Origin of the sequence: Acinetobacter sp. AS167, assembly GCF_037152175.1 — a bacterium.
Lineage (GTDB): Bacteria > Pseudomonadota > Gammaproteobacteria > Pseudomonadales > Moraxellaceae > Acinetobacter.
The window spans coordinates 24528-37672 of record NZ_JBBCMP010000005.1 but is presented as its reverse complement, the minus strand read 5'-3'; the positions used below and the strand labels follow the sequence as shown (position 1 = coordinate 37672).

Annotated in this window: 11 protein-coding genes; 2 read left to right on the top strand and 9 right to left on the bottom strand. The window is 38.9% G+C overall.

Annotated features, from left to right (window positions below; translation table 11 throughout):
* Position 1: 1 nt before the first annotated feature.
* On the bottom strand, positions 2 to 1177 hold the full coding sequence (locus WFN33_RS10530) for an efflux RND transporter periplasmic adaptor subunit (protein WP_442892794.1): 1176 nt from the start codon (positions 1175 to 1177) through the stop codon (positions 2 to 4).
* A gap of 431 nt (positions 1178 to 1608) precedes the next feature.
* Here WFN33_RS10530 and WFN33_RS10525 point away from each other — a divergent pair, with 431 nt between their 5' ends.
* Positions 1609 to 3831 (top strand): TonB-dependent receptor, encoded by a 2223-nt coding sequence (locus WFN33_RS10525; RefSeq protein WP_336953027.1) that lies wholly within the window; start codon positions 1609 to 1611, stop codon positions 3829 to 3831.
* Between the two features lie 50 nt (positions 3832 to 3881).
* On the opposite strand, the gene dapC is transcribed toward WFN33_RS10525, so the two are convergent.
* The 6 genes from dapC to WFN33_RS10495 all read right to left on the bottom strand — a co-directional run bounded on the left by dapC (position 3882) and on the right by WFN33_RS10495 (position 10913).
* The gene (gene dapC, locus WFN33_RS10520; RefSeq protein WP_336953025.1) at positions 3882 to 5051 is read right to left on the bottom strand and encodes a succinyldiaminopimelate transaminase; all 1170 of its coding nucleotides are present in this window, start codon (positions 5049 to 5051) and stop codon (positions 3882 to 3884) included.
* A 28-nt stretch (positions 5052 to 5079) separates the two neighbouring features.
* Entirely contained in the window at positions 5080 to 7746 is a 2667-nt protein-coding gene (gene glnD, locus WFN33_RS10515) for a [protein-PII] uridylyltransferase (protein WP_336953023.1), read from the bottom strand.
* Between the two features lie 26 nt (positions 7747 to 7772).
* Positions 7773 to 8981, bottom strand: a complete 1209-nt coding sequence (purT, locus tag WFN33_RS10510; RefSeq protein ID WP_336953022.1) for a formate-dependent phosphoribosylglycinamide formyltransferase — start codon at positions 8979 to 8981, stop codon at positions 7773 to 7775.
* 191 nt (positions 8982 to 9172) lie between these two features.
* The gene (locus WFN33_RS10505) at positions 9173 to 9670 is read right to left on the bottom strand and encodes a metal-dependent hydrolase (protein ID WP_336953021.1); all 498 of its coding nucleotides are present in this window, start codon (positions 9668 to 9670) and stop codon (positions 9173 to 9175) included.
* Positions 9671 to 9838: 168 nt separating this feature from the next.
* On the bottom strand, positions 9839 to 10174 hold the full coding sequence (gene ygaH, locus WFN33_RS10500; protein ID WP_004821146.1) for an L-valine transporter subunit YgaH: 336 nt from the start codon (positions 10172 to 10174) through the stop codon (positions 9839 to 9841).
* 1 nt (position 10175) lies between these two features.
* Positions 10176 to 10913, bottom strand: coding sequence for an AzlC family ABC transporter permease (locus WFN33_RS10495; protein ID WP_004720941.1), 738 nt, complete (start codon positions 10911 to 10913; stop codon positions 10176 to 10178).
* A 102-nt stretch (positions 10914 to 11015) separates the two neighbouring features.
* Between WFN33_RS10495 and WFN33_RS10490 the strand changes: the two genes are divergently transcribed.
* The gene (locus WFN33_RS10490) at positions 11016 to 11498 is read left to right on the top strand and encodes a hypothetical protein (RefSeq protein WP_336953020.1); all 483 of its coding nucleotides are present in this window, start codon (positions 11016 to 11018) and stop codon (positions 11496 to 11498) included.
* A 79-nt stretch (positions 11499 to 11577) separates the two neighbouring features.
* On the opposite strand, the gene WFN33_RS10485 is transcribed toward WFN33_RS10490, so the two are convergent.
* The gene (locus WFN33_RS10485) at positions 11578 to 11985 is read right to left on the bottom strand and encodes a hypothetical protein (protein WP_336953019.1); all 408 of its coding nucleotides are present in this window, start codon (positions 11983 to 11985) and stop codon (positions 11578 to 11580) included.
* Positions 11986 to 12153: 168 nt separating this feature from the next.
* A complete protein-coding gene (locus WFN33_RS10480) occupies positions 12154 to 12855 on the bottom strand; it encodes a Crp/Fnr family transcriptional regulator (protein ID WP_336953018.1) in 702 nt (233 codons plus the stop codon).
* Positions 12856 to 13145 lie beyond the last annotated feature (290 nt).

Sequence of the window (13145 nt, the reverse complement as noted above, 5' to 3'; positions counted from 1 at the left end):
GTTATTTCTCCTGCGTGCTAACGAGTTGTTTGGTCAATGGTGTATCTGGAATCGCTTGCCCACGTTTGATTAAATCACCATCTGACAAGAATCCTGTTCCAGAGGCAACCAGTTGAGTGTTTGCTGCTAAATCAACAATTTCAACACGATCATTTAAACGTCGACCAAGTGTGACTTTCTGTTGAGTTACTCGATTATCTTTATTGACAATAAACACATAAGAGAAACCATCTCGTAAAAGTACTGCGGTTTGAGGCACTGTTAGTGCTGGCTTTTCGCCTAGATCAAACTCACCTTTGACAAACATACCCATACGAACAGCATCAGTAGTAGGTATATCCACATAGACCAAGCCATAACGTGTTTGCGGGTCAATGACTGGTGCAATCATCCGAACGCTACCTGAAACGGCTGAACGGCTAGGATCAGGTGAGATGATATGCGCTGTCATGCCTTTTTTAAGTTTATATAAGTCTGTCGAGGTTACTTCGGCACGCCATTCCAAACGGTTATCACGGATCAAGCGGAACAGTTCTTGTCCCGTTTGTGCCAATGAGCCAACTGTTGCTGTACGTGCTGAAATAACTCCATGATCGGGTGCAATCACTTGAGTTTGTGTTAAACGAAGCTGATTGGTGTCAATTTGGGCTTTGGCTGCATCTAAGCGGGCTTGAGCTGTACTTTGAGAGGTTAGATATTTTGTTGCTTCTTGTTGTGAAATTGCACCGGTATTTTTGAGTTGTTGAATACGTTGATTATTGATGCTGGCATCCGCTAGCACAGCTTTCGCTTCTGCATAATTGGCTTTTGCTGTCGCCAATTCTGCACGAATACTTTCGCTATTAATTTCAGCCAAAACTTGCCCACGTTGTACGCTATCTCCAACGTTGACATTCACTTTGGTAATTCGTTGCCCCGAAAGTTCACTGCCAATCACCACTTCTTGCCATGCAGCAATATTGCCATTGGCTGTAAAGTTTTGCTTCCAGTTTTGTAGCTCGGGCTGTATCACCGTTACAGTTAGTGCTGGTTTTGCGTTAGAAGCGGATGTTGCTGCATTTTCTGAAGAAGTCTGTTTTTTATTTGAAGATTTCCATCCAATAAAAGCGACGATTAGCACAATAAAAATAATTGCAATAATGATCCCGAGTTTTGAGTTTATGCGCTTTTTTTTCATTGGGTCATGCGATTTCATTTTAGTTTTTTAAATGAGTAGAGATAAGTTGAGTATCTCTAAAGGCTCTATGTTTGGTCAAGTTGCAATACAGCGCTTAATGTGATTTTTTGAAAGTTAAGTAGTTAAATTTTGCTATAGAGGGGGCATTCAAGTTAGCGACATTTGTTGTTTTAATGCATTGATTATTAGATAGGTTGAGCGGATAAAATTATTTATATGTTTTTAATATGAAAACTTTAGTGATTAGTATAATTTTTTATAAAAACTACAAGACCATTCGCAATTTATAATATTTTTTAATAAATAAATACCATGAGATATTGCTTTTTTATTTAAAAAATCACGCTTACAAAATGAGAAAGTAAGTTTAAGTAAGAGTGATTATCATTTAATATGGCGGCTTAATTTAGATGACTGTTTTAGAGCCTCCTATGCGAAAAATTAAACCCTTAATTGTGATGATGGCAGTGGCGACGAGTGCTGCAATTGCGCATGCTGAACAACAAGATGCTTCATTGTCTCAGTCGAATAATGGCAATGCAAAACAACTGAGTACGATTACAGTAGTCGCAAGTGCAGATGCATCAGCAGAGGGCTTAATGCCAGCATTTGCTGGAGGACAGGTGGCTTCTGGTGGTAAAGTTGGGATATTTGGCAATCAGAAAAATATAGATACACCGTTTAATCTAACCAGTTATACCAATCAATATATTCAAGAGCGACAAGCAAAAAGTGTTGGGGATATTTTAAGAGCGGATCCAAGTGTTCGTGTCGGACGTGGTTTTGGTAATTTCCAAGAAAATTATTATATTCGTGGCTTTAACTTGGGCTCAGATGACACAGCCTATAATGGCTTATATTCAATTTTACCACGTCAGTATATTCCTGCAGAGCTGTTTGAACGTGTTGAAGTGTTAAAAGGGGCATCCTCATTTTTAAATGGAGCAATGCCAAGTAATGGTGGGATTGGTGGTGCAATTAACCTATTGCCGAAACGTGCAAGTAACGAACCACTTAATCGTGTCACAGTAGGTACGGACTTTAATGGCGGTTATATTGCCAATGATATTTCTCGCCGTTTTGGTGAAGATCAACAATTCGGCGTACGAGTAAACACAGCATATCATGGGGGTGATACTGCTGTTGATAATGAAAAAGCATCTTTAGGCTTAGCTTCTATAGGTTTGGATTACCGTGGTGATCGTTTACGTGTTTCTGGAGATATGGGTTATGTGAATAATCGTTTAAAATCGACTCGTCCAAACGTGACTTTAGGCGCGGGTATTACCGAGATTCCGAAAGCAATTGATGGCTCAGATAACTTTGCACAAAAATGGACGTATTCAAATGAAGAGGATGTCTTCGGAAGTTATCGTGCTGAATATGATTTAGCAGATAATTTAACAGCTTATGCTGCTTATGGTTTTCGACATGGCGAAGAGCAAAACAGTTTAGCAAATATGACATTGACCAATCAGAAAACAGGCGCGGGAACCATTTATCGATTTGACAATACGCGTGTAGATATGGTCAATACTGGTGAAGTTGGTGTGCGTAGTAAAGTAAACACAGGTTCAATTGAACATAATTTAGTGCTATCTGCATCGGCATTTCAACAGAACACTCGCAATGCTTATGTGATGGACTATAAAAATATATTAGCCAACAATATCTATAATCCAATCCAGTATGATCAACCTGCTTATTCACAAAATGCGTTGTTTGGGAATAACTTAGATACACCTAAATTAACGACTAGGACGCGTTTAAGAAGTATTGCCATTGGCGATAACCTCAAAGCTTTAGATGATAAATTAACAGTCATGCTCGGTGGACGTTATCAAACCATCATGCAAGAAAACTATAATTATGGAACTTCAACTAAATCAGGTGAGTATGATGAAAGTAAGTTTACCCCTGCTTTGGGTCTAAGTTATAAAATTCTGCCTGAAGTTTCAGTTTATGCAAATTATATTGAATCTTTAGCTAAAGGTTTGAGTAATACCAATTCAACGACGAAAGAAACCACAACACTCAAACCATTCGTTGCTAAACAAAAAGAAATTGGTGCCAAATATGAAAATGATCAGTTTGGTGCAAGCCTAAGTTTTTTTGATATCGATAAGCAGCGCGCAGTACTTGAAAACAGTATTTTTAGTGATGCGGGTAAATATGTACATCGTGGTGTTGAACTCAATACTTTTGGTCAATTGACTGATTCTTTAAAAGTGTTAGGTGGTGCAACTTGGATTGATGCAAAGCAAAAAAATACAGGAAATGTTAACTACGATAATAAAAAGGAGGTGGGTGTTGCAGAATTTCAAGCAAATGTTGGTGCTGATTGGAAATTGCCAACAGTTAACGATGTGTCTTTAAATGCTCAAGTCACTTATACAGGTTCGACTTATGCGAGTTTAGACAACAAATTGAAAGTAGGTGATTGGACAACTTTAGATCTTGGTGCGACATATAAAACTCAGTTGGGGCAAACGCCGACAACTTTTAATTTCCGTGTAAATAATGTCTTCGATAAAAACTATTGGTCATCAGTTGGTCTATTCGATAACATCAACAGTACTTCTAACACCAATAACGGTTACTTGGTTGCTGGGCAACCTCGTACATTCATGCTAAGTGCTGCATTTGATTTTTAAACACCACAAAAAATGCCCCAAATTTGGGGCATTTTTTATAACAACATTTTTTATAAAATGGTTTTCAGACGCTGAATCACTTGCTCACATTGAGCAATATCTGCGACCAATGCCATACGAACATGACCTTCACCAGGATTGCCTTGTTCAGTATCACGAGACAAATAACGCCCCGGTAAAACTTTAATGTTGGCTTTTTCCATTAACATTTTGGCAAAGTTTTCATCATGATCGACTTTTAACCAATAATAGAAACCTGCATCAGGCTTTTGTAATGGTAAAAGATGACCGAGTTCATTTTGGAACAAATCAAACTTAGCACGATACAGTCTACGATTTTCTTCAACATGTGTTTCATCGTTCCAAGCAACAATTGAAGCCAATTGATGCTGGACTGGCATTGCAGCGCCGTGATAAGTACGGAATTTTAAATAAGGTTTAAGTACGTTTGCATCACCAGCAACAAAACCTGAGCGCATACCCGGTAAGTTTGAACGCTTAGACAGTGAATGGAACACGATACAATTTTTATAATCGTCACGACCTAATTCAGCACAGACTTCCAATAAGCCGATAGGTGCTTCATCAAACCATAATTCTGAGTAACATTCATCAGACGCAATCACAAAATCATATTGGTCAGAAAGTGCTATTAGCTTTTTAAATTGTGCTTTTGAAAGTACCGCACCAGTAGGATTTCCCGGCGTACAAACAAACAAAAGTGCGGTTTTTTCCCAAACTTCAGCAGGTACAGCATCAAAATCACCAAGGTAATTGTTGTCGTCGGTACAGTTGACAAAGTATGGCTTGGCACCAGCTAAAAGAGTCGCACCTTCATAAATTTGATAGAACGGATTAGGCATTACCACATAAGGTGCGTCATCACGATTAATCAAGGCTTGTACAAAAGAGAAAATTCCCTCACGTGTACCTGTTACCGGAAGAACATGATCTTCCGCACTGATCGCATTCAGCTTAAAACGACGGGTTAGCCACTGAGCAATACTTTCACGAAGTTCGGGTAAACCTTTACTGTTTGGATAAGTTGAAAGGTGCTGAAAATTATCAATGATCGCTTGCTTCACAAACTCAGGAGCAGGATGCTTTGGTTCTCCAATTGAAAGTGGGATCAAAGGTAAATCTGCAGGTTTTACATCCTGAAAAAGCTGGCTTAACTTTTCAAATGGATAAGGATGTAATAAAGACAAACTAGAGTTCATGAAACAATTACCACGATAGAAAGTAAGATTAATGTTGCCCACAGATTTGATTTGATGCTTCGTCTAATGCCGCTTTTAATTTTGCGGTAAAGACTTCAGCCTCAGCTTCAGTGAGGGGGGTGCCATCTTTTTTGGTGACAAAGAAAATATCTTCTGCTTTTTCACCCAGCGTGGCGATTCTAGCAGAATGTATGTCTAAACCTTGCATCATAAATAAACCACCAACGCGTGCGAGTAAGCCCGGTTGGTCGAGAGTAGAGATTTCTACCATATTTTGCTGCAAAGCTTCGTTCAGTGTTACATCCACGGTATTTTCAATATCGAAGTGGCGAAGTTGACGTGGAATACGACGTTGCATCAAACCCGGATATTTATCTGATTCGCTTAAGGCTTTAATTAACGCCTGTTTGACTGTTTCTTCACGTTCAGGATCGGTTAATAAGGTACCGAAACGATCCAAGACCACATAAGTATCTAAACTAAAGGCTTTGGTTGCAGTGATAATCCGTGCATCTTGGACATCTAAATTCATACGATCCAAAATTGCCACTGTGGTAGCAAACAGATTGGGTTGGTCTTGAGTATAAATAAAGATCTGTACAGCATCTTGTGCGGCTTTACGGTGCGCACGCATGAGCACCAATGGTGCAGGGTTGTCGCCGTGTTGCAAAATGGCGCGAGTATGCCATGCAATTTCATCTGCGGATTCTTTAAGGAAGTATTCGTCCCCAAGCTCTTGCCAAACCTTTTCAACCTGATCGAGTGGAAACTCATCCACCAAGACTTCGCTTGCAGAGAATTTGGTATCTTCAATCAGCATTTGATAATCAACAGGTCGACCCAAACCAGAACGAATTACATCACGCGCATGGGTATAGAGTTGACGCATCAAAGAAGAGCGCCATGTATTCCAAAGTTTTGGATTGGTGGCATTGATATCGGCAACTGTCAGTGTATAGAGATAATCTAAATGCTCCATATCACCAAGCTTTTCAGCAAACTCTTTCACCACATCTGGATCAGAAATATCTTTTTTCTGTGCGGTCATCGACATCAGTAAATGGTTTTGGATGAGCCAAGCAACCAGATTACATTCGCGCTCAGTAAACCCATGCGCAAGACAGAATTCAATTGCATCTTCAGCGCCAAGTTCACTGTGATCTCCACCACGGCCTTTGGCAATATCATGGAATAATGCAGCAAGGAATACGATGTCACGGCGGACTAAGCGTTGAAATACAGAACTGACAACAGGATAGTCTTTGGCAAAGCCGGGTTCTTTAAAACGATTTAAATTACGAATTAACAGTAAGGTATGTGCATCGACGGTATAAATATGGAACAAGTCATATTGCATCAGTCCCATGATTTGCCCAAAAGCAGGAATATAATTTCCTAATACACCATAACGCTTCATTGCCACCATGGTTTCGTATAAACGATATGGAGAGCGAATGATCGCCATGAATAGTGCTTGATGGGTTGGATTATCACGAAATGCTTGATCAATTCTTTTTGCAGCTAAGGTCAAAAGACGCAGTGTACGTGCACGAATACCCTCAATTTCAGGGCGATTCGCTAAGATATAGAAAATTTCTAAAATCGCACTTGGATTTTCGGAAAAAATTTTATGTTGTTGAACTGCGAGCTTGCCATCAACCAGTTTAAAATGTTCGTTAATATTTTCGATTTTACGTTCATAGTCGGGTAAACGTGGAGTAATCACCGACTCATTGAAATAAGCCAATAACATTTCATTTAAGGTCGAAACCTGCTGCGCGGTACGATAATAACGCTTCATGAACTGTTCAATTGGATAATTTGGATGATGATCATCTTCTCGCGTATAGCCAAATTTAGCAGCAATATCACGTTGATAATCAAACAATAGACGATTTTCATCACGTTTAGTTAAACGATGTAAATGATGGCGGATTTCCCAAAGAAAGTTTTCAGCTTCCTCTAGAACGCCCAATTCAAATTCAGAAATAAAACCCAAATGAACCAAGTCGTAAATACGATTGACTCGAAAATGCCGTTTGGCAATCCAGCCAATTTGGTTAATGTCCCGAATACCGCCGGGTGCATTTTTAATGTCGGGTTCTAAATTACTTTCAGTATTGTTATGTTGCGCATAACGTTGCGCTTGTTCATCCATCTTGGCATCAAAGAAAGTCTTATCTGTCCAAGTTTGTGAAACGACACGACGAGGCCATCTTGCCAGATGTTGATTACCAATAATCAATCGTGCTTCAATCAGTGAGGTTGCAACAGTGAGATCATTGGTGGCTTGTTCAAAACAACTTCGGATAGTACGTACACTGATACCGGGTTTAAAATTCCCCACATCCCAAAGTGTAGAAATAAATTGCGTCACCGTTTGTTCTTGTTCAGGAGAAAGATCTTCTTCTGAAAGAATCATGATGTCGACATCGGAATAGGGCAACATTTCGCGCCGTCCATAGCCGCCAACAGCAAATAAACCGAGATCTGTTTGATCCAGCCCGGAATGTTTCCATAGAAACATAAGGGCTTCATCTACCACATTTGAGCGGGTACGGACAATTTCGCGTATTGTTGTACCATGATCATAAGCCTCATTTAACTGTTGTTCGACATCGCTACGCCATTGATTAATCGCTTTAATGTCATGTATATCAGTTACATATTCCAACAGAGGAGAGGTGTTGATCATGGATGTCTTGTCCGCAAATATATTGGCTAGTTGTTTAAATGAACTGTGACTTTTGCAGCCGTTTCTTGTGCAAGTTCACGTGCTTGGTCTGTTGTTTCAGCACGTGCTGTTGCCACGCCCATACGGCGACGTTTAAATCCTTCAGGTTTACCGAACAGGCGTAAGTCTGTCGCAGGATTTTGCAAAGCAAGATTTAAGCCAGAGTATGAAAGATTCTTTGCATCCATACCTGCATAGATTACAGCACTTGCAGCAATACTATGTCGTTCAGTATTGACAGGTAAACCCAAAATCGCACGTGCATGTAATTCAAATTCGCTTTGGAATTGTGATGCAAGTGTGACTAAGCCTGTATCGTGTGGACGCGGTGATACTTCACTAAACCATACTTTATCACCTTTTACAAACAGTTCTACCCCAAAAATCCCACATCCACCAAGTGCTACAGTGACTTTATTGGCAATGCGTTTGGCTTCATTTAAAGCTGCTTCTGTCATTGCTTGGGGCTGCCAACTTTCTACATAGTCGCCTGAGTCTTGACGGTGTCCAATCGGATCACAATAAGCGGTTTCAATTCCACCTGTTTCTGGATTTTTCGAACGTACAGTGAGTAAGGTGATTTCAAAATCAAAGTCAATTTGTGACTCAACGATGACTGTACCTTGATTTACCCGACCACCAGTTTGAGCATATTCCCAAGCCGCATCTACTTCAGCATATTCTTTGACACGAGATTGCCCCTTACCAGAGGAAGACATTACAGGTTTAACAAAGTTCGGATAACCAATGTCATCACATGCAGAACGGAAGCTTTCTAAGGTATTGGCAAAACGGTAAGCGGAAGTGGGTAAACCAAGTTCTTCCGCCGCTAATCGACGAATCCCTTCACGGTTCATCGTTAAATTCACTGCCTTTGCTGAAGGGATCACTGTTGCAATATTTTGTTGTTCGATTTCGACTAATACTTGAGTAGCAATCGCTTCAATTTCTGGGACAATAAGATTAGGTTTTACTTTTTCAATTAAAGCTTTTAATTCTGTTGCGTCCGCCATGTTTAAGCTATAAGAGAAATGGGCAACTTGCATGGCAGGTGCATTTTCGTAGCGATCTGCCGCGTGAACTTCAACACCAAGTCGTTGTAATGAAATCACCACTTCTTTACCAAGCTCTCCTGAACCTAACAGTAAAACTTTAAAGGCAGATGATTGAAGTGGAGTACCAATAGTAACGCTCATGCTATTCTTCCATGCTTGTCTTATGGACTGTTAGCATAGCAGAACTCAGGCGTGTGTTAAGGGCTGATTGACATAAAATAATGATATTGTCTAACAGATTTTTTTATAAAGTCTTTAGCTTCTAGATTGTTTGTCACTGCAAATGAAGTAGCTTTGAATTTGCGCAAGAAAGTTGATCAATAATTTTTTGATCAATTCTTTTTACCAACCAACATAATCAATGCAATAAGGCATATCAGTAGTTCTATAAAAAACGACCAATGCAGAATAAAGTTTAACCACCACGGCTGATAACGTGAGCTTACTTCAAAAAACACATAGGGTTGATCAATAAACGGTGCAAAAAGCCAAACATCACCTACAAAAGTATCCAACCCGATATGTAGCAGGGCAGCACCCGAAAAAAGACTGATCATTAGGGCAGGTTTAGCCGTATATTTTGAATGGATGAAATAAAATAAAGCAATTAGAAAGATTGGAATCCAAAACGAAAACCAATGTAAAAAATACTTATGGTGGTGTACCGATCTATGATCGAATAAATAGAAATAGAATAAATCAATATCAGGAAAAACTGCACCAAGCATAATCAGCGTAAAAAAAGCTTTATTGGTGATTTTTGTCTGTTTAAATTTCTGGAGTAAAAGTTTAGCCAGTATATAGCCAGAAGGTAAGTGTGCGATAAACATATCAAGTTGCGTATTTTAAATATTATATTGGAAAGAAATCATACACAACCAATTAATTCACATGGTTTTTTATTGTAAATTGATTAGATGAAAGCATTTTAAATCCTAGAGACTTTAAATTTAAACGTTGATTTACTGATGCATTAAAATGAACTACAATCAACAAAACTACAAATAGGTATAGACCAAACCATAGGCTAATGCTGCTGTGAGAGTCGCCAAGACAATTCTTTTAAATTTAAAATACAATCCTGTGAGTACAATAAAGCCCACCAACATCGCAAAACTTTTATTTGGGGTTTCGATCAATGGCGGAAGAGTAGCAACAATTAACATTGAACTGATTGCTGCAATTCCGATACTGCCTAATGCAATTTTTAACCATGTTGCGCCACGAGATTGTGTGTGTTGTTGGCTTTTTTGCAGCAGATAGAATGGACCAAAGCGTGAAGCAAAGTTTGCAATACCGACCAATATCCCCACCAAAATAATCTGTAAATCCACTTTAAATACTCACTTCATCAGTTTGCTTTAAAACATAATGTTTAAATAATCCCGCTAAAATTCCAGACGCAATCCCAATAAAAATTGCTGCAGACATGTTGATAAAATAACAGGCCAATGCGGAAACCACTAAAGATACGGCAACCACAAAAGTATGTTTTTTCTCAAAGGCTGCCAGTAAGAAGCTTAAGAACAATGCAGGTAACAAGAAGTCTAAAGCGGCTTGTAAAAATTGCGGCAAGTCGCTGACTTGATCTGCAAATAAACCACCTAAAAATGAACCTAAGGCCCATGACATCCAGCTAAACAAGCTGAGTCCTAGCATCCAAGACTCTGACCATTCTTGACGACGTTGGGAAAGTTTAATCATTCCAGCCGCAAAAACTTCGTCGGTTAAACCCCATGCCCATACTGCAGTCTTTTTTAGGTTTAAACGGTCCTGAATCAGGTTTTGTAAGGCTGGCCCGTAAAGTACGTGGCGAATATCCAGTGCAATGACTGTAAGTGCTGTCATCCAAATAGATGTACCACTGCCCAATAATGCAACCACAAGAAATTGGCTAGCTCCAGCGTACATAGAGCAAGATAGAAATAAGGCTTCCCATGCACTAAAACCAAATTGGGTCGCGGATACACCAAAGGCAAAAGATACAGGCAGATAAGTAAAGATGATGGCTTGACTGTCTTTAGCGCCTTGCCAAAAGCCAGCAGTTTGGACTGAGGGATTGTGCTCTGACACAGGACACCTAAAACGAGAGTAAAACAAAAGGTAAAATCAAGATTGTGTATTCTACCCGAATTTACTAGCATAGTAGCGAAATGTTTATTTAGGCGTAACTTTATGTTCGCAAATCAGTCGAAATTATTATTGAGTATGACCTTGATGTTAGGCGTTTTAGGTTTACAAGCATGTGGTAATTCATCTCCTGAACCTAAAGAAAAAGTTGAAATTAAAGCTGCGCCAAAACTAACCAATGATGCGACAACCTATGCCAACGAAGCATGGAAATTGATTAATCAGGTTGAACCCTTTGTCTACCGTAAGCAATTAAATTTGATTGAAGATAATGTACGTAAACCTTTAAGAAAGTTAAGTACAGACTGGCGTATCAACGTCAAAATGACCGATTCAGTGACAGAAGGTAAATACGCTTTGTGTCGTAAAGCCATGACCAGTTTAGATACTTGGGCAAGATCGACACTTGAAAAAGATGGTGAGATGCAAAAAAATCAATCGCAATATGAACGTGATAAAGCACAATGCAAAGATGCAATTGAAAATCCCAGTTTAGGCAATACCAAAGCAAATAATAATATTTTTTAAATGGTCTTAGAAAAAATGGCGCAAATATGCGCCATTTTTTTAATTCATATGAACGTTCGTTAAGTAAGCTTTTCGTTGCTTAAGGTTTTAACGGATTGGTCGATGCTGTTTTCACTGCTTTGTCTTTAGCAGCAGTTGATTTTGCAGCAGCGTCATTTTTCACTGCTTTGGTTGTTGCTTCCGCTTTTGCTTTGCTTGCGGCAGTCTCTGTTTTTAGCTTTGTCGCTGCTTCTTTCGGTTTCGCTTCAACAGCTTTGGTTGCAGCTATGCTTTTGTCTTTGGCTTGATTCACATCTGCTTTGGCTTTTGTGCTTGCAGCGGTCGCTTTTTGAGTCGCTTGAGCTGCAGGATTTGCAGCGACGCATTTGCCACCTTTATGATTTGGGCCTGTACCACCAACCAATGTTGTACCTTTAGGACAAGCAAAAGCAGAAGCGCTAAGTACAGTGAATAATCCCGCTGTGAGCAATGTTGTGATTTTTTTCATTTATTTCAACTTTTATTGAGATGGCATTAGCGCCTCGCTAAAATATAATTGTATTTTTCACAAAGTAGAATAGATTATTTGTATATTTTATTTATGAAATGATTATATATTCCAGCCGTTTAAGGTGAATTTAATATTTATCTAAAAGTAGAAAAGTGATGTGTTAAATTAGAGTTGGCCTAGTGAGTGAGCAATAGAATGTAATTGCTTGATATCTAAAATTTCTATTTTTTTAAAGGCAATTTTTAAAACGCCTTGTTGTTCGAGTAAATGTAATTCTTGGTTAATGGTCTGACGTGAGCATTTGAGCAGCAATGCCAATTGTTCTTGTGATAAATGAATGATGTTATTTTCAATACGGATATGATTGCCATAGCCGTTTAAGATAAACATCAAACGCTGAGCTAATCGTTGTCGTATATGTTGGGTTTGAATTGAAATGAGTTCTAAAAAAGCATAGCGAAGTTTTTGACTGGTCAATTGGGCGATATGGAACCAATATTGCGGATAGTCATTTAAAATTTTCTGAATCGCTTGGCTGGGGAGATGTAAAATTAAACATTTTCCAACAGCAATTGCATCATGAGAACGTGGTTGCTGATCCACCAAAGAAATTTCTCCAAACCACATAATTGGTTCTGCAATAGCAGCAACGGATTCATTTCCTTCAATATCAATATAGCCTAAGCGTACCCGACCATCTAAGACGGCATAGATGCCATTAAATAGATCGCCTGATCTGAAAATCGCTTGATCACGCTCAAATTTTTGATAATGGGCTCGTTGTTGAATCAATTGTTGAAAAGGAATAGGCAGTTGTGAATACCATAAATTCTTTGATAATAATTCAAGATCCGTTGAATTCAGCACAATATGTCCTTTTATATATCATGGTTAATCTTTGCTTTGATTTTAAAATATATCTAACAGCAGTTAGTAGGGTAGAAATTACCTTAGATAAAATCAGTAACGATAAGCGCTGAGTAGAACCATTTACAATCCTCCTTCAAGAGCAATAATTTAGCGGAAATATGACACAATCACAGGCCATAATGTATCAATAAGTTTATTGTGAAAGCTGTTGTTATCTACTTCTTTGAAAATTTAAATGAAAAATCAATTCAAGTTGTCAGGTAGACGACAACTTTTATCTTAGCGCT